At 65.2% G+C, this 18,209-nt stretch carries 6 protein-coding genes and 14 pseudogenes; 10 read left to right on the top strand and 10 right to left on the bottom strand.

The features are described from left to right. Positions 1–11: 11 nt before the first annotated feature. The 3 genes and pseudogenes from G6N36_RS00090 to G6N36_RS00080 all read right to left on the bottom strand — a co-directional run bounded on the left by G6N36_RS00090 (position 12) and on the right by G6N36_RS00080 (position 3,011). Positions 12–1,373 (bottom strand): annotated as a pseudogene (locus tag G6N36_RS00090) (MCE family protein). A 2-nt stretch (positions 1,374–1,375) separates the two neighbouring features. Then, positions 1,376–2,152 carry an ABC transporter permease gene (locus G6N36_RS00085; RefSeq protein ID WP_163690265.1) on the bottom strand — a complete coding sequence of 259 codons (777 nt, stop codon included), beginning with the start codon at positions 2,150–2,152 and terminating at the stop codon, positions 1,376–1,378. An 86-nt stretch (positions 2,153–2,238) separates the two neighbouring features. Next, positions 2,239–3,011 (bottom strand): annotated as a pseudogene (locus G6N36_RS00080) (MlaE family ABC transporter permease). Between the two features lie 546 nt (positions 3,012–3,557). Between G6N36_RS00080 and G6N36_RS00075 the strand changes: the two are divergent. The 3 genes and pseudogenes from G6N36_RS00075 to G6N36_RS30275 form a co-directional block, all read left to right on the top strand. Next, positions 3,558–3,950: a limonene-1,2-epoxide hydrolase family protein gene (locus tag G6N36_RS00075; protein ID WP_163683921.1), complete on the top strand. Its 393-nt coding sequence runs from the start codon at positions 3,558–3,560 to the stop codon at positions 3,948–3,950. A 124-nt stretch (positions 3,951–4,074) separates the two neighbouring features. Then, a complete protein-coding gene (locus G6N36_RS30280) occupies positions 4,075–4,581 on the top strand; it encodes a TetR/AcrR family transcriptional regulator (protein WP_407938918.1) in 507 nt (168 codons plus the stop codon). A gap of 55 nt (positions 4,582–4,636) precedes the next feature. Further along, a pseudogene (locus G6N36_RS30275) lies at positions 4,637–4,810 on the top strand (TetR family transcriptional regulator); the annotation flags it as partial. 442 nt (positions 4,811–5,252) lie between these two features. Here G6N36_RS30275 and G6N36_RS00065 read toward each other — a convergent pair. From G6N36_RS00065 to G6N36_RS00035, 7 genes and pseudogenes are all read right to left on the bottom strand, one after another. Next, positions 5,253–6,018: pseudogene (locus G6N36_RS00065) on the bottom strand (SDR family oxidoreductase). Between the two features lie 37 nt (positions 6,019–6,055). Then, a pseudogene (locus G6N36_RS00060) lies at positions 6,056–7,120 on the bottom strand (3,4-dihydroxy-2-butanone-4-phosphate synthase). 25 nt (positions 7,121–7,145) lie between these two features. After that, a pseudogene (locus tag G6N36_RS00055) lies at positions 7,146–7,631 on the bottom strand (flavin reductase family protein); the annotation flags it as partial. A gap of 24 nt (positions 7,632–7,655) precedes the next feature. Next, on the bottom strand, positions 7,656–8,240 hold the full coding sequence (locus G6N36_RS30270; RefSeq protein ID WP_235690340.1) for an alpha/beta fold hydrolase: 585 nt from the start codon (positions 8,238–8,240) through the stop codon (positions 7,656–7,658). Positions 8,241–8,343: 103 nt separating this feature from the next. Further along, a pseudogene (locus G6N36_RS30265) lies at positions 8,344–8,625 on the bottom strand (alpha/beta fold hydrolase); the annotation flags it as partial. 103 nt (positions 8,626–8,728) lie between these two features. Beyond that, a pseudogene (locus G6N36_RS00045) lies at positions 8,729–11,245 on the bottom strand (2Fe-2S iron-sulfur cluster-binding protein). Between the two features lie 30 nt (positions 11,246–11,275). Then, positions 11,276–12,383 (bottom strand): annotated as a pseudogene (locus G6N36_RS00035) (LLM class flavin-dependent oxidoreductase). A 249-nt stretch (positions 12,384–12,632) separates the two neighbouring features. Between G6N36_RS00035 and G6N36_RS00030 the strand changes: the two are divergent. The 7 genes and pseudogenes from G6N36_RS00030 to G6N36_RS00005 form a co-directional block, all read left to right on the top strand. Further along, positions 12,633–13,509 (top strand): annotated as a pseudogene (locus tag G6N36_RS00030) (enoyl-CoA hydratase). A gap of 3 nt (positions 13,510–13,512) precedes the next feature. Next, positions 13,513–14,747 (top strand): annotated as a pseudogene (locus tag G6N36_RS00025) (acyl-CoA dehydrogenase). A 1-nt stretch (position 14,748) separates the two neighbouring features. Next, a pseudogene (locus G6N36_RS30180) lies at positions 14,749–15,827 on the top strand (acyl-CoA dehydrogenase family protein). Between the two features lie 55 nt (positions 15,828–15,882). Continuing rightward, a complete protein-coding gene (locus G6N36_RS29655; protein WP_328822791.1) occupies positions 15,883–16,593 on the top strand; it encodes an AMP-binding protein in 711 nt (236 codons plus the stop codon). Positions 16,594–16,612: 19 nt separating this feature from the next. Further along, a pseudogene (locus tag G6N36_RS29650) lies at positions 16,613–17,109 on the top strand (AMP-binding protein). Continuing rightward, positions 17,045–17,413, top strand: coding sequence for an AMP-binding enzyme (locus G6N36_RS29645; protein ID WP_328822705.1), 369 nt, complete (start codon positions 17,045–17,047; stop codon positions 17,411–17,413). The pseudogene G6N36_RS29650 and the gene G6N36_RS29645 overlap by 65 nt, the downstream one beginning before the upstream one ends. Beyond that, a pseudogene (locus tag G6N36_RS00005) lies at positions 17,337–18,209 on the top strand (AMP-binding protein); the annotation flags it as partial. The gene G6N36_RS29645 and the pseudogene G6N36_RS00005, both read left to right, overlap by 77 nt.

Genomic DNA, 18,209 nt, shown 5'->3' with positions numbered 1-18,209 from the left:
GACCAGCGCGATCACGGGGGGCCCTGCCCGTTGTCGTCGAGTGGTGCCGGGGCCGCCGGGGGGACGCCCGGCCATAGCGGCACTCCGCCCGGCCCGTACAGCGGCGCGCCGTATGGTGGCGCCCCCGGGTATGGAACCGGCCCGATCGCCGGGCCTGGCAGGCACTGACGAATGCTCGGTGGCTCCGGCACGGCACGGGTCGTCGGGAAGTAGTTCGCCCAGCACGGATGTCCGATGCCGGGGTTGGGCCGAACATCCAGGCCGGTCCCCCAGCCGGTGTTGGTGATCAGCTGGCGCACCGGGAAGTTCTTTGTCGCATCCGGAAGCGAGCCGCACCCCGGCGCACCGCCGGGTCCGCCCTTGGCGGCCACTATCGGCAGATTGTTCGGGTAGGCGTAGGGATCGTTTCCCAGCAACAAGGCGACGTCGAGCTGAAGGGTGCGGCCATCGCCGCCCCACGCCGCATAGCCGCCGTTGTCGAGATACCACGTGGCCCCCTTCAGAAAGCACGCGTACACGGGGCTGTGCTGCAGCAGCAGGTTCGTCGTCGGCTCGAGGGTGTTGACCGCCTCGACGAGACCGTCCTTACTCGTGGCAAGCAGGTTCGTGCCTGCCGTCGACAGCCCGATGACGTTCAACAACAAGCCATCTAGAGCGCTCGCCTGGTCGGTGATCGTCGTGCTGGTGGTGCTGACGGCATCCAGGATGGACACGATGTCATCGGCTGCCGCGTCATACGTGTCAGCGACGTTCTTGAGCGAGCGCCAGTTCTCTCGCATGGTTTCGGCGCGCGCGTTCAATGCCAGTAGGACCTCATTGAGGTCCGTGGTGGCCTGACCCATCCGCTGGCCCTGTCCGCGCACGCCATCGGCGACTGCGGTCAGCACGGCGTTCAGCTTCAGCGGGTCAATCATCTTGAGCAGCTCGACGACGTTCTCGAAGACCGTGTTGATCTCAGTGCTGACGTTCTTGGATTGCAGCACGGCGCCGGCGGCCAGCCGCTTGGGGCTCGGATCCGGCGGATACACCAGCTCGACGAACTTGGTGCCGAACGCGGTTGTGGCACTGATCTGAGCGTTCACGTTCGCCGGGATGTAGCGGATCTGGTCGGGGTCGATCTCCAGCCTCAAGCTGGCTCGATCACCACCACCGCCGATCTCGCTGACCCTGCCGACTTGGACACCACGCATCATGACATCTGCGTTGGTCTCCATCACCAAACCCGCTCGATCAGATGAAAGTGTCACGGGCACATACGATCTGAACGTTTCCCCGAACGATGCCGCCGCCGCGAAGAAACAGAACGATTGCCGTCAACAAGATCAGCGTCCACCACCCGTGGCGATGCGGTATGTCCCAGCCCTGCGCTTCATGCCTAGCCGGCCAAATGGAAATCGCCGGACTGGCCGTAGATGGCCAGCGTCATGATCACGATCAGGACCGATGCGACGACCATCGAGGCACGCACCGCTCGGCCCACGGCCTCACCTACGCCTGCGGGCCCTCCACGCGCGGTATAGCCGTAATAGGTACACAGCAGCATGATCATCAACGCGACCGCGGCCACCTCGGCCAACGACCACAAGACGTCGGATGGACTCAGATACGTATAGAAGTAATGGTCGTAGACACCTGACCCCTGCCCATACACAGCGGTGGTGCCGACACGAGCGGCCCAGAAAGCCGTCATCAGCCCGATGCAGAACAACGGGATCGCCACAATCACTCCGGCCACCACCCGGGTGGAGGCCAAGTAGCTCACACTGCGGATACCGATGGCCTCGAGCGCGTCGATCTCCTCGTTGATTCGCATCGCCCCGAGCTGAGCGGTACTGCCGGCGCCGACGGTGGCGGCCAACGCCACCATCACCGTGCCCGGCTGAATCTCGCGGGTATTGAAAAACGCCGATGCGAAGCCCGTGAGCGCCTCCACACCCACCGACGCCAACTGGTTGTATCCCTGCACCGCGACGATCGCACCCGTCGTCATCGTCAAGAACGCCACGATCACCACCGTCCCGCCGATCACCGCGAGCGCCCCGCTACCCAATCCCATCTGTGCGATCACTCGCAACAACTCGCCACGGTAGTTGACGACGGCATCCGGAATGCCCGCCAGCGTGGTGGCGTAAAACCTTGTCTGCGAACCAATCTGGTCCCACCGCCCACCACCGCATTCCTCGCCCGCAGTAAGCGGGGATGAAGTCCGCTCGGAACACTCGACGTCACGGCTCCACCTCAGGACACCATGAAGGGGACGCCGACAGCGGTGACGATGATGTTGATCAAGAACAACACCAGGAAGGCGAACACCACCGTTTCGTTCACCGCCCTGCCGACACCGGCGGAACCACCATCGACCGAAATGCCTTGGTAGCAAGCGATCAAGCCCGCCATCAATCCGAACAGGGTCGCCTTGACCATCGAGATGACGACGTCGGCCATATGGGTCAGCGTGGTCAACCCCGCCACCCAGGCGCCCGCCGAAACGTCCATGAGATACACCGAGCAAACGAACGCCCCGACCAGACCCGTCATGATCACCACTGAGCTCAGCGCCAGTGACACGGTCGTAGCCGCCAGCACGCGCGGGACGACCAGCGCCTGAATCGGGTTGATACCCATCACCCGCAGCGCATCGAGTTCCTCGCGAATCGTTCGCGCACCCAGATCGGCGCACATCGCCGTGGCACCCGCACCCGCCACCACCAACACCGTCACGATCGGACCGCTCTGAGACACCGTGAAGATCGCAGCGCCGGTGCCGGAAAAATCCGCCGCGCCGATATCGGCCAGCAAGACGTTGAAAAGAAACCCGAGATCACCGCCCACGGGATAGTCATCAGTATCGCGGGCAGCGTCGAAACCCTTGCCACGAACCAGCACTGAGCCAAATACTCACGCCACGCGAACGGCGGCTTGAACATCAACACCAAGGTGTCCAACGACATGGCCAAGAACCCGCCGACCGCACGCACGGGCACGGTCGCCGTTTGCGCGGAGATCACCATGCTGGGCCCAACCGCGCGGCTGCCGGGAGGCGGCGATCCTGCGAACAACCGGTCGAGGCTTCGACCACCGGCGCCCTGTGCGTTTGCGGGAAATCGCCATCGATGGAGGGCATAGACGGAACGCTATCGACCCCTGCGGCCGGATTGCTGCTTCCAAAAAGAGGTATAAGTCTCTCCCTTACGAGGCATGAGCCGCTGTAGACGACGGTCAGCGAAGTTTGCTGTGGTGTCCGCGCGGCCACTGCGGCAACGACTGGCAGCACCCGCGCGACGCGCATGGGTTCGGCGCCGCGGCGACGAGTGGAGCTGCTCATGTTGGCCATCCCGACAGGTCGAAGTTGGGCGGTGACAACGGAGAGGGTACGCGGCCGACCTCGCTTATGTCCATAGTCAATACGCTAAATAGAGAGCGAGATATACACAAAAAACGATTACAACTGCGACTTGTGCTCATACATGTATCTTGATAGTACTGTTCTGTATGTCACACTGGAGATGGTGGGCGTGGAGGCCACCTCGCGCAGTGATACCCGAGGAGGCAACCTGATGACCGATACCAAAGAGGCCAGCGAGAAGCTCGTCCGCGACTTCCTGGACTCCTGGGAGGGCCGTGATCTTGAAACGATCTGTGGTGCTTTCGCCGCCGACGCCGTTTACCACAACACGCCGGTGAAGCCGATCGAGGGCATCGACGGTATCCGGGCGATCTTCCGCGCCTTCCTCGACGCGTTCTCGTACGCCAAGCTCGACGTCGTGACGCTGGCGGCCGAACCGGGCCTTGTGCTCGCCGAACGAATCGACTACTTCACCATGAACGACGGCCGCAAGGTCGAACTGCCCGTCACCGGCGTCTTCGTCGTCAAGAACGGCGAAATCACCCGCTTCACCGACTATTTCGACCTTGCCGACTTCGAGCGCCAGAGCGGATTCAAGCTGTAGGTCCGCAGCAACCGACATGGTCAGCGACTCGTCCAGCCCTCTGCCGCAGGTCACCTCCGCCGCAAAGCAGAGGCGTCTGGCAGGATTTGGTGGTTCGAGAAAGCAAGAAGGGGGGCGGCGGGCGGTGGAGACCGCGGTTTCAACCGTCAAGCGCAGGCCCAAGGATCGGAAGCAGCAGATCCTGGAGCAGGCCGTTCGGCTGTTCATCGAACGTGGCTTTCACTCGGTCAAGCTGGAGGACATCGCCGAGGCGGCGGGTGTCACCGCCCGCGCCGTCTATCGGCACTACGACAACAAGCAGGCCCTGCTCGCTGCCGCTATCCGCACCGGCCAGGAGCAGTATCAGAGCGCCCGGCAGCTCTCCGAGGGCGAGACAGCGTCGGCGCCGCGGCCGTTGAGCGTCGAACTACCCGACCTGACGGCGGCCGCCGTCGCATCGCGGTCTTTGACGGTGCTGTGGCAGCGCGGGCCCGCTACCTCGACGACGTCGAGCGGTCCGAGTGCGCCGTCGCATCAACGCCATCGTGGCCGGCATTCGCGACAGTGTGCGGCTCGAAGTGACCGGGCTCAGCCCCCAGCATCTCGAACTGCGCGCCTGGGCGGTGTCCAGCACCATCACCAGCCTGGGTAGACACAACCTGAGCCTGCCGGGAGATGAGCTGTCCGAACTGCTGAACCGGGCCTGCATGGCGGCTGCACGGACTCCTGTCGTCAGCGCGCTGAAGCCTCTCGACCCGACGCCCGAAGACGGGCGCGCATTGTTCTCCCGGCACGAAACCCTGCTGGCCACCGGTGCGCGTCTCTTCCGCGCTCAGGGCTATCCGGCCGTCAGCACCAGTGAGATCGGCAAGGGCGCCGGCATTGCGGGTCCCGGCTTGTATCGCACGTTTTCGTCCAAGCAGGCCATCCTCGACGCCCTCATTCGGCGTCTGGACGACTGGTGGAGCCTGGAAACCATTCGCGCGTTGCGCGGCGACGAAGACACGGCGGCCTGTCTGCGCATGCTGGTCGCCGGACGGGTGCGCATCGACGATCCCGACCGGTGTCGGTGTCGATCACCGAACTTTCCCGCATCGGACGAAGTCCGCGAGACATACACGCGCAACCAGGCCGACCGCGAATCGGTATGGATCGACCTCATCTGCAGCCTGATGCCCGAAACCACGGCTGCGCAGGCTCGACTCCTCGTCGCCGCGGCCATCAGCTTCATCGACGACACCGTGCGCACGTGGCACCTGACCCGGTATTCGGGCGTGGCGGAAGAGATCACCGCGATCGTGTTGTCGATCCTCCCAGCCGCGGTCACCAGAGCGCGGAAATGGTTCCGCCATCTGCGATCTGAGCTGTCCCGTTCACCATCGACGCGTCGTCGGACAGCAGGAAGGCGACGACTCCGGCGATTTCCTCTGGTCCGGCCATGCGGCCCTGCAGTCGGGCGATCATGTTGTCCGCGCCCCCAGCGCCCAGCACCTCGTCGAACGTCGCCATCGCGGTCTGCTGCATCGGTGTGTCGACGAACGCGGGCAACACCGCATTGGAACGCACGTTGGCCGAGCGTAATTCGGCGGCGGTCACGCGGCTGAGATGGATGATCCCCGCCGGACATGCCGTACGCCGCCGAGCCGGCCGCCGCGACCTGACCCGCCAGCGACGACATGTTGACGATCGCTCCGCCACCGCGCTCGATCATCTTCGGTGCGGCATGTTTGGTGCACAACCACGCGCCGCGCAGGTTGATCTTGATGACCCGGTCGAAGTCCTCGACGGTCGTTTCGGTCAGCGGCGAGAAATGCACGATTCCGGCGTTCGCGACGAGTTTGTCGACGCCGCCGAACTCGGTGGTACAGGCCTCGACCATCCCGATCACCTGTTCCTCGTCGCTGACGTCGGCCCGGAAACCGACCGCGCCGCCGCCGATTTTCATCGCCGCCGCGTCGCCGGCGCCGTCGATATCCGCGCACAGTACGTGAGCGCCCTCGTCGGCGAGGCGCGCTGCGATCGCGAGACCGATGCCGGCGCCCGCGCCGGTGACAATGGCGGCCTTGCCCGCAAGGTCCGGATGCGTCATGTGACTCCTCGTGAGTGTGTTTGAGCCATAACGATTCTCACCCCGCGACCGCAAGAACCCTGCGCTGCGCGGCGACCAAACCGTGTTCGCGGATCGCCCCGAACATCACCAGGCCGAACCCCGGAGCATCATCGGACAGCCGGACCGAATGCACGCCCAGATCGCGCAGTATCCATGCCACGATCTGCGAAACCCGCTCACCCAACGCGGCGCGGGTCGACAGGCCACCCGGACCCGGCGGGCGCAGGTACACGATCATGCCGCTGCCTCGAGCTGTCATCGTCGTCACCGCGCGATGGAGGTCATCACCGCAGCGACAACCCAACGATCCGAACACGTCTCCGGTCAGACATTCGACGTGAACGTGCAGCGGCATCGGGCGATCCGAATCGGCGGTGCCGATGATCGCCACGAGATGTTCGCCGCCGCCGTGGGTGTCACGAAAACCGATGACGCGCGACGTCCCTGCACCAAGGGGCAGCAGGGTTTCGGCCGACCGGACGACTTGCGGTTCGGTGCGCCGCCGGAACTGTGCGAGATCGGCGATGGAGATCACTCCGAGCCCGTGCCGTTCGGCGAACTCGATCGACTCGTCGGCGATCGCCCCGACGCGTTCGCCCGAGACGATCTCGCAGAGGACACCGGCGGGTCGCCGGCCCGCAAGGCGGGAGGTCCACGGCCGCCTCCGCGACTCCCGGTTCTGCCAACACGCCGTCCGCATCGGCCAGGACGGGCACGACGTGGCCGGGACGTCGGAAATCCGAGGGTGACGACGCCTGCGCGGCGAGCGCCACGATGGTCGCGGCGCGGTCGGTCGCCGAGATGCCGGTGCCGACCCGCCCCAATCGACGGCGACACGTTGCGTGGTGCGGAGGTCGCCGCTGCACACCGGCGGCAGGTCGAGCCGATCGCACTCGATGCCCGGCAGTGCAACTCGGACGTAGCCGGAGGTGTGTCTGACGGTGAAGGCGAGCAGTGTGGAGGTCGCGCTCTCGGCGGCGAAGACGAGGAAGCCCTGCGCGGCATCGTCTGTCACCACGACATGACGGCCCGCGCCGATGGCCGCGATCGCGCGCCTCACCCGTACATCTGCGGTTCTCATCCGCGCCCCCTGTTGCCGTGACGGCGAGCCGGCGAAACCGGCTGCCGTGAAAAACAAGTGGTGGGGTGTCCGGATCGGCGCTGAGTTCGCAGATTTCCAGCAACGCGATGGTGTGGTCGCCCAGGGAGAGCTCGGAGTGCAGGCGGCAATCCAGCCACGCCGTGGCCCCGTGAACGAACACCGCCCCCTTGGACAATTCCGTCCAGCGCACCCCGGCGAACCGGTCCCCGACCTTGCGTGACAGCGAAAGGCAGGCGTCACTGTGGTGCTCGGCCAGCACACTGACCCCAAGCCGCTCGCGCTCGCGCAACCTCGGCCATGTGGTCGAGGTGTTCTGCACGCAAATCGACACCAGCGGCGGGTCCACCGAAACCGTGGTGAACGAGCTGGCCGCCATGCCGACCGGCTCACCGTCGATGCTCGCGCAGACGGCGATCACCCCGGACGGGAAACATCCGAAGACGCGACGCAGTGTCGAGTCGTCGAGGTGGCGCGAGTGGACGGGATGCATGTCTTTTCGTCCGTTGCCGTGCCGTTAGCGCAGCCCGTGCAGGAAGTCGAGCAGCAGCCGGTTGATCTCCTTGGGCTCTTCCTGCTGGATCCAGTGTCCGACCTCGGCCACCATGTGGGTGCCGCAGTAGTTCGGCATCATTTCCCCGGCCCGTTCGGTCGCCTCGGCTCCCCATGTGGTGCCGACGTCGTACTGCCCACCGATGAAGACAGCGGGCGGGGTGAGTGGCTTGCCGGCCTGGTCGGCCAGGTCGTGCCAGTCGTTGTCGATGTTGTGATAGAAGCTCAGCGGCCCGCCGAAGCCGGAACGCTCGAATTCGCTTGTGTAGAAATCGAGATCCTCATCGGTGAACCAGTCCGGCATCTTCTCCGGATACACGAAGGCGTCCTTGAGGCGCGCCCCCTCGGGCATGCACAACGGGCCGGCGCGGATCACGTCGAGCGGATCCATGGCCGCCAGATCGATCCCTTCCGCCTCGGCGGCACGCGTGGCGGCGCTCACGGCATCGCCGGACACCGTGTACGTGAGTCCGAGGAGCCAGGTGCGCAGGTCCTCTTCGATCTCGGCGATGATGCCGTCCTGCGCTGAGAAGTAATCCTGGTACCACACCCTGGGCCCGGCGATCTCCAGGTGATAATCGTTCGGGCGTTGCTCTCCAAAGGACTGCCCGGCAGGGCGATAACACCACGTCCGGCGAAGGGAACTGAGCCCGGCAACTCCGGCACATCTGTCTGGGTGCAGCCAGGCGAACGTCCACGCGACCGGGGCGCCAGTCGTGTCCGACCACGATCGCCTGCTTCTCGCCGTACGCATCGATCACGCCGAGGATGTCGCCGACGAGTTCTTTGATGCGATAGGCGGACTGCACGCGGAACTTCGACGATTGCCCGTAGCCTCGCTGATCGATCGCCACCACCCGGTACCCGGCAGCCGCGAGCGCGGGTATCTGATGGCGCCACGAGTACCACGACTCCGGAAATCCGTGGACCAGCACCACCAACGGACCCTCACCCTCTTCCACGGCGTCCTGGTGCCCGGCAGTCGCCCCCGATGATTCTGCGGCATTCTCGCTCCCTTGTTGTCGTTCAGTGTGGACGTCACGGCCTACCGACGGCGATTTCCTCGGGACGGTCCAGCCGATCGGCGACGGGCACGGTCCGGTCGGAGTAGTTGCGGGCGATCAGCGTCTGCTGCCCGGACAATCTCGTGCGCGCCCATTTGCCGAGCACACGGCCTGCGACCTTCGGCATCATCAGGGCCGCGGGCGGCTTGACGAGGTGCACGACCGCGAGGAACTCGCGATAGGTATCGAGGTCATCGTGCACCAGCTCGAGGACACGGTCCATGTACCACGTGAGCGCACCGAAATAGAACGGGCGCTTGTCACGCACGCCTTTGATCCAGTCGAAGCGCAGGTTCTGCTCGCGTATCACGAACCAGGCCGTATCAGCCATCTTGCTGATCTTGCGGTAGTAGCGGCGCGGCAGCTCGTGATGTCCCGCGCCGTATTTGGCGAGCAACAGTTGCATCTCGCGGACTTCCTTGAGCGCCAGACTCATTCCCAGCCCCGATACGGGGTCGGCGCTGGTGTAGGCATCGCCGACCACCAGCAGGGCACGCGGGAGGTTGCGCATCTTCTCATACCGCAACCGCAGCATGTTGGGGTAGCGGAAGTTGTAGATCGGCGACGCGGGCTCCAGCCCGTCGATGTTCTCACCTACGACCGGTGAGGGCATCAGGTCGGCGAACTCGCGGAACTCACGCGCGGTACGTGGTGGCGAGTAACAGTTGTAGGCGACAAGAGACGTGGACAAAATGGTGCGTGAGCTGTCCGTGTAGTACTGCGCGGCGTAGGTGTCCTCGTAAGGGCGGTACGCGTAGCAGATCACCATCACCTTGTCGTCCCACTGCCGCTCCGGCGGGACGTGGTGCTGCATGGTGGAGTAGAAGCAGTTGATGATGTCCTGCTCGACCTCGGGGGCGCCGATCCCCATGTGCTCCAGGAATTCCGGTATGCGCGTGTTCTTCCCCGAAGCGTCGACGACGAACTCGGCCGGCACCACATCCAGTACGCCGTCACGGTCCACCGCGACACCGATGACGCAATTGGCGTCGCGGTCGTAGACGAGGTCACCGACCTCGGCCTCGTAACGGAACTCGATGCGGGGTTCGTCGTCGAGCCGACGCCGCACACACCATTCGAGCAGCGGGCGCCCGGCGCACGATCTGAATGTCACTGGTGCCGGGCTTCTTCCAGGTGCCGCCGAGTCGGATGCGGTATTGGTCGGCCATGTCGACCTTGAAAGCACCCTCGGCGACCATGTCATCGACGATGCCCGGGAAAATCCGTTCCAGCTCGATCTGTCCCGCGGTGAGCAGATGGTGTAGGTGCCAGCCTTGGGCCGCGCCGGGCCGGCCCTCGCGGCGGGAGTGACGGCCGTCCTTCTCCAGCACGATCACCCGCTCGAACGTCTCGGTCAGCACCTTGGCCGCCGCGATACCGGCGATGCTACCGCCGATGACAACGGCGGTGCCGCGACCGTCACGTCGCACCCGCGTCGTGTCGACCTCGGCGTGGTCCAGGCGCGCCGGGGTACGCCTACGCGCAGCCCCACTCGCCACGAACTTCTCATAATACAGACCGATGCGATGAATACCTCTGTTGTCGAGCCAGTTTCGCGTCGCCTCGACCATCGGTGCAGGGCCGCAGAGGTAGACGTCGGCATCGCCAGCCTGACCATCGCGGCTCAGCATGGATTCGTCAAGCAGATCGGTGACCAGCCCGACCGGGCCGTCCCACCCGGAGTCGGATCGGGAAACGATCGTGTGCAGCTTGAGGCCGGGGATGCGTCGTGTGAGTTCGTCGAGTTCGTCTTGCAGAGGTCTTCGGCGGCAGTCACGCCATACAGCAGGTGCACCGGTTGCTCGACGTCACTGTCGAGGCTCTGAGCCATTGCCAGGATCGCCGACAGCCCGGTGCCGCCGGCAACGAGGATGACGGGCCGCACGATCGGCCGCAGATAGAAACCCTTACTGCACCGCAACGCGATTCGGTCACCCGGTTTGGCGCGGTCGCGGACATAGTTCGACATCTCGCCGTCGGGCAGCAACCGGATGATGAACTCCAGCTCGGTGCGGCCGTCGTCGGGATGTGCGAAGGAAATTTCGCCACGCATCGGTTCCCGGCACCTGCTGCGCGAATTGGCCCGCCTTGAACGTGATCGCGTCGTCGATGCCCGAGGCATCGATCCGCAGAATCGCGGTGGTGCCCGACAGCCGCTACGCTGGTCACCACTCCGTGTCCGGTGACCAGCCGCGCCGCGTTGTCATCGGCTGGATACTGCAGATCGATGACGCAATCGGTATCGGCGAACGTCTGGCACGTCAACACTTTTCGCGCTGATCGCTCGACGTCCGACAGGCCTTCGGTGCGCCCCATCTGATAGTCGCCGGAGGCGCGTGGCGACGCACGTCCCGCAGATGCCGCTCTGGCATTCGTTGACGATCGAGACGCCGTGCTCTTCCGCCGCATCGAGGATCGACTGGTCCGGCCGTCCCGGCATCGTCTTCTGCGTGCCGTCCGAATATCGGACCGTGATCTGATGAGCTTCCACGCCTGTGCCCCTTCCTGCCCGTGCTCGACGTCAGACGACCGCGGCCGCCGGCTTTCTCGCGATACGCGCGTTCAGCCGTGGCATGACTTCCTCCGCGAGTAACCGCATCGACTCTTTCCACGGTCCCGGGTTCTCGCTGTAGTCGAACGAGGGGACGAGCAGGTGGCCGAAACCGCCGACCTGGTCATACGTGGCCTCCAGTTTGTCCACGACCGTCTCGACCGAACCCACCACAAATGTGTTCTCGGCCAGGTACTCCGGGTGACGTCGGCATCGGGCACCGCAGGTCGTGCTTGTAGAACTTCGTCATGCCCATCGTCTTGAAGGTCGGCAGCACGTACTCGCGCATGTTGCGGCCGAGCATGCCGTCGACGGCGTAGCGAAACGCCTTCTCGTCCGTCTCGGCCACGACGACCTCGCGCACCAGCCGCCAATCACGGCGATCGGGAGTACGCCCGCTGCGGGCCGCCCCCTTCGAGCACGGCATCCCAGTGTGTGGCCACGTAATCGGTGTTCAGATCGAGGCTCATCGGTATGTAGCCGCGTTCGCCCGCGAGTTTGAGGGTTTCCGAGCCGGCGCTGAAGCCGGTGACACCGATAGGCGGGTGCGGCGATTGGAACGGCTTGATGTGGCGACGCATCAGACCGTCGTACATCGGCGCAATCCCATTGGCGTTCCAGTATTTTCCGCGGTGCTCCCAGGGTCCGTCCTCGGTCCAGATGCGCAACATGATCTCGAGCGCCTCACGTGTCATCTCGCGATGCTCACCGTTGTGGCCGTCCACGTCGAACAAGGCCCAGTCCCCCCGGGATGCCGCTGGCGCCGACGCCGAGCATGAACCTGCCCTGTGCGAGATGGTCGAAATATGCAACGCGATGGGCCAATTCCACCGGGTGGTGGTAGGGCAACAGGTGCGCACCCGGCGCGAGCTTGATCCTCTTCGTGCGCTGCAGCCCTGCGCCAGCAGCAGGTCCGGCGCACAGATCGGCTCCACGGCACGGTGAAGTGCTCACCCACCCACGCCTCCACGTAACCCAGCTGATCGGCGAGCTCGATGATGTCGAGATCCCACTGCGTGGCGTCGAACAGGCTTCGCTCCGGCGGGTGTGCCGGCATGAGGAAAATTCCGATCTCCATCTTCAACCCTTCTGGGATGCTTCGGTACCGCCGACTGCGATGTACAACACAGTACTAGCAAGATACATCATTGAGCGCAAGCATCAGTTTGCATCGTGATTTACGTCTCTGAAGTTTCTTAGTACGCGTATTGGCTATGGACATATTGCGGTCGCGCCGCGTAATCTCGCCAGGGTCAAGCACCCAAACGCCTGGTCACCGCGATCGAGCGGCCGCGCGGCCCGCTGCACCGAAAGAAGGGAGTGATCCGTGTCGGATTTCGACTACATCGGATACGAGGTCATCGACGGGGGGCAGATCGCCGTCATCACGCTCGATCGGCCCAAGCAGCGCAACGCGCAGAACCGCGGAATGCTCGTCGAGCTGGGCTGCGCATTCGAGCTGGCCGAATCGAACGACGAGGTGCGAGTGGTGCTGCTACGCGCCGCGGGACGTCGTTCTCCGCCGGTCACGACACGGGCTCCACCGACGATGTCCGGGAACGCTCACCAGGCCCCGACCAGCACCCCACCTACCAGTGCAACGGCGGAACGTACGGCGGAGTCGAGTCACGCAACCGCCAGGAGTGGCACTACTTCTTCGAGAACACCAAGCGCTGGCGCAATCTGCGCAAGATCACTGTCGCCGAGGTCCACGGTATGGTCCTGTCGGCCGGACTCATGCTGGCGTGGTGCTGTGACCTCATCGTCGCCGGTGAGGACACCGTTTTCGCCGACGTCGTCGGCACCCGGCTCGGCATGTGCGGGGTCGAGTACTTCGGCCACCCGTGGGAGTTCGGGCCCACAAGGAAGGCTCAACTGCTGGACGCCGACGAAGCCCACGCCATCGGCATGGTGAGCAAGGTGTTCCCCAACGACGAGCTGGCGGATCGCACCGTCGAATTCGCCCGCCGCATCGCCAAGTTGCCGACCCTCGCGGCCCTCCTGATCAAGGAATCGGTGAACCAGACCGTCGACGCAATGGGTTTCTCGACGGCGCTCGATGCCTGCTTCAAAATCCATCAGCTCAATCACGCGCACTGGAGCGAGGTGACCGGCGGAGAGTTGTCCTACGGGACGGTCGACTACGGACTCGAGGACTGGCGCATCGCACCGAGATCCTGCCCGCGGCCAAGCGGCGGCCCTGATCGATGGACGTCGAGTACCCGCAACAAGCAGAGGCGTTCCGGGACCGAATCCGCGCGTTCCTCGTCGAGCACCTTCCGAACAGCTGGCCGGGCGGCGGCGCACTGGCGCCGGAAGAGCGGGAGACTTTCGCACATCGGTGGCGCCAGATCCTCGCGGACTGCGGACTGGTCGCCGTGTCTGGCCAAGGGAATATGGCGGAGCCGGCCTGTCCGTGATCGAACAGGTGGTGCTCGCAGAGGAATTCGCCCGCGCCGGCGCACCCGAACCTCCAGAGAACGACCGGTTCGGGATCGAGCTGATCGGCAACACGCTGATCGCACTTGGTTCCGAGGAGCAGAAGAGGCACTTTCTGCCGCGCATCCTGTCCGGCGAGGACCGTTGGTGTCAGGGTTTCTCCGAGCCCGAGGCGGGCTCCGACCTGGCGTCCGTGCGGACGAGGGCCGTGCTCGACGGCGACGAGTGGGTGGTCAACGGCCAGAAGATCTGGACATCCGCAGGCCCCACCGCCAACTGGATTTTCGTTCTGGTGCGCACCGATCCGGATGCGCCGAAGCACAAGGGACTCTCGCTGCTGCTGGTGCCGATGGGCCAGCCGGGCGTCGACGTGCGCCCGATCGTCAATGCGGCCGGGCATGCCTCGTTCAGCGAGGTCTTCCTGACCGACGCCCGAACCCCAGCCCAACGTGGTCGGTGGCATCGGCCGCGGGTGGCCGACCGCGATGACGCTGCTCGGCTTCGAACGCGGCGCGCAGATCACCACCGCGGCCATCGACTTCGGGCGGGACCTCGATCGCTTGAACGACCTCGCCAGAGCGCGCGGGTCGCACACCGACCCGCATATCCGCGACGGGCTGGCGTGGTGCTATTCGCGGGTCCAGATCATGCGTTACCAGGGCTACCGCGGTCTGACACAGCTGCTGGCCGGCCAGCGTCCCGGCCGCGACGCTGCGATCAGCAAGGTCATCTGGAGCGAGTACTTCAGGCGTCATACCGACGGCCGCCGAGATCCTCGGCGTCGAGACGCTCGGCCCGGAAGGTCCGGGCAATGGTGCGGCGCTGATAGTTCCAGAGGCGGGCACACCCAACTCGGCGGCCTGCTGGATGGACGAACTGCTCTACGCGTGCCGCGACCATCTACGCAGGCAGTTCTCAGATCCAGCGCAATGTGATCGGTGAGCAGCTGCTCGGACTACCCAAAGAACCACGGCCTCATGCGGCGGCAGGCGGGAACCGGTGACATGGACTTTCGTTACAGCACAGAACAAGACGACTTTCGCGCATCACTGAACGGTTTTCTCGTGATGCCGCACCGCCGGCCATGGTCCGCGATGCGGCGGGCCATGACGCAGCTCTGGAAGCGCGTGTGCAACGAGCTGGAGCTGCCGGGGCTACACGTTCCGCTCGACTACGGCGGTGCGGGTGGCACCCTGGCGGAGTCGGCGATCGCGTTCTCCGAGCTCGGCCGGGCCCTGACGCCGGTTCCGTTGGCGGCCACGACCTTTGCGATCGAAGCGGTGTGCCGCACCGGCGACGAGGAGCAACGTCGCAGGTTGCTGAAGGGAATGCTCTGCGGAGACCAAGTCGGCGCGCTCGCGGTGGCATCCCCTGGCGACACCGACCCCGCGGGCACGGGCGCGCCGAGTGGCGGGCGGCACCATCCTCACCGGCGTATGCGGGCCGGTCCTGCACGGTTCGGTGGCGGACCTGTTCATCGTGCCCGCGGTGGCCGACGGGGTGGTCGCCCTGCACGTCGTGGCGGCCGATGCGCCGGGCGTGACTATCGTGAACCTGCCGTCCTTCGACGTCACCCGACCCGTCGCCAGGCTGGAGCTGGCACAAGCCCCCTCCGAAGCGCTGTCCGCGGGGTCACCCGAGGATATCGAACGGGTGATGGACGTCGCACGGGTGCTACTTGCGGCAGAGATGCTCGGCGGCGCCGAGGTCTGTCTCTCGCTGGCGGTCGAATACGCCTGCACCCGAAAACAATTCGACCGTCCCATCGGCTCCTTTCAGGCGGTGAAGCACGCCTGTGCCGAAATGCTGATCGAGATCGATGCGACGCGCACCGCCGTGATGTACGCCGCGATGAGCGCCGCGGACGACGCGGAACTGCGGATCGTCGGCCCCCCTGGTTAAGGCGCAGGCCGCCGACACCTTCGCGCTGTGCGCCGGTTCCGCCATCCAGGTGCACGGCGGGATCGCCTTCACCTGGGAGCACGACCTGCACCTGTACTTCCGACGCGCCAAGACGACCCAGGCGCTGTTCGGTGGAAGCACACATCACCGCCGGCTGCTCGCCGACCGCGCGGGCCTTTGATTCCTCACTCGCAAAGGAGCAATGATGACCACGCTCGTATCCCCCCTGCACCGGCATCACGCTCAGCGATGTCCTGCGCAGGCATGCCTGTGTCCGGCCGGACAAGGTCGCGTTCGTCGATCCGCGACGACGGTGCACATTTTCGGAGCTGGACGACCGCGTGACACGGCTGGCCAACGCGCTGTCCGCCCGCGGGATCGGCCACGGCGATCGGGTGGCCGTCCTCGGATACAACAGCATCGAGCTCGTCGAGTCGTGGCTTGCCGCATTGCGTCTCGGCGCCATCGCGGTTCCGGTGAACTTCCGGATGGTGGCCGACGAGATCGCGTACGTGCTCGCGGACAGCGGTGCGGCCGCCGTGTTGGCGGACATCGCGCTCGCGCCGACGGTGGAAGAGGCGTGTGCCAAGCTTCGTCGGTGGACACCGTCATCACGATCGGCGGCGATATGGACGACATCATCGCCGCCGCGGACAGTGCTGTCACCGAGGTCACAGTCAAGACGAGGCGCCCGCGTTCATCATGTACACGTCGGGCACGACGGGCTTTCCCAGGGCGCTGTGCTCACCCACCGCAACCTGTATCTGCACGCCTTCAGTTCGATCGCCACCCTGGGAAACCGCGATGACGACGACTGTTGGATGGCGGTGGCGCCGCTGTTTCATACGGCCGGTGTATCCGGGATGCTGCCGATGTTTCTCAACGGCGGCGCGGTCATTCCGCCCTCGGTTCGACCCCGCCGCGATCGTCGCCACGATCGTCGATGAACGCGTCACCTCGTGCTGGATGACGCCGGCTCAGTGGCAGATCGTGTGCGCGATGCCCGATCTCGGTTCCCGGGATCTGTCCCGCTTGTGCCGCGTGTGGTGGGCGCCGCACCCGCGTCGACGACGCTGCTGCGAACCATGATCGACGCGTTCCCGCACGCCGAGATCATCGCCGCGTTCGGTCAGACCGAGTGCAGCCCCATCACCTGTCTGCTCCGTGGCGAGGACGCGCTGCGCAAGATCGGGTCGGTGGGCACGCCGATGCTCAACGTGGAAACGCGGATCGTGGACGACCAGATGAACGATGTCGCGCCGGGTGACGTCGGCGAGATCGTCTACCTGGGCCCGCTGGTGATGAAAGAGTACTGGCACAAGCCCGACGAGACGGCAGAAGCGTTCCGCGGCGGATGGTTTCACTCGGGCGACCTGGTTCGCTCCGACGGCTACATCTATGGTCGACCGCAAGAAGGACATGATCATCTCCGGTGGGGAGAACATCTACTGCGCCGAGGTTGAGAACGTGCTGGCCACCTGTCCCAAGGTCGCCGAGGTGGCGATCATCGGGGTACCCGATGCGAAGTGGGAGGACACCCGTGGCCGTGATCGTCCCGCGCGACGCTGCCCCCCCACCCACGACGACATCGAAGCGCACTGCCGGCAGCACCTCGCTACAAGCGCCCGCGGCGCTCGCGATCGTCGACGCGTTGCCGCGCAATGCGAGCGGCAAAGTGCTGAAGACCCGGCTGCGCGAGGAACACGGTGCCGCCGAGGCCGATACCCAGGCGTATGCCCTGGGACCGGCCGACACTCCCCTACTTGACGAGACGATCGGGGCGAACTTCGAGCGCACCGCCGCGACGTATCCCGACGCGGAGGCTCTGGTCGACGTCGCCGGCGGCCGCCGCTGGACCTATGCCGAACTGAACGCCGAAATCGACCTGGTCGCGCGGGCGTTGATCGCCAGCGGTATCGAGCGTGGAGATCGCGTCGGCATCTGGGCGCCCAACTGCCCGGAATGGACCATCCTCCAGTACGCGACCGCCAAGATCGGCGCGATCCTGGTCGCCGTCAACCCGCCTACCGCACCCACGAGCTGGCCTACGTGCTCCGTCAGTCGGGCACGCGACTCTTGGTGTCAGCCAGCGCATTCAAGACGTCCGACTACCGCAGCATGGTCGGCGAGGTGCTGCCGGAAACACCCGATGTGACCGGGGTCGTCTTCTTGGACACCAGCGACTGGGACGCACTGCGGGGCCGCGCCGGTCAGGTATCGGCGGCCGACCTGCGGACGCGAATGGACAGCCTGCAGCCCAGCGACCCGATCAACATCCAATACACCTCGGGGACAACGGGTTCACCCAAGGGCGCCACCCTGTCACACCGCAATATCCTCAACAACGGGTTCTTCGTCACCGAGCTGATCAACCTCGGCCCCGGTGAACGGCTCTGCATACCGGTCCCCTTCTATCACTGCTTCGGCATGGTGATGGGCAACCTCAGGTGCACCACCCACGGCGCCACGATGGTCATTCCGCGGCAGGATTCGACCCGGCCGCGACGTTGGAAACGATCGAAAGGACTGTGCTTACGGCGTACCGACGATGTTCATCGCGATG

The organism is Mycolicibacterium gadium (genome assembly GCF_010728925.1).
In the GTDB taxonomy this organism is placed as follows: Bacteria; Actinomycetota; Actinomycetes; order Mycobacteriales; family Mycobacteriaceae; genus Mycobacterium; species Mycobacterium gadium.
Note: the sequence above shows the minus strand (reverse complement) of the source record. Positions and strands in the feature narration are given on the sequence as shown.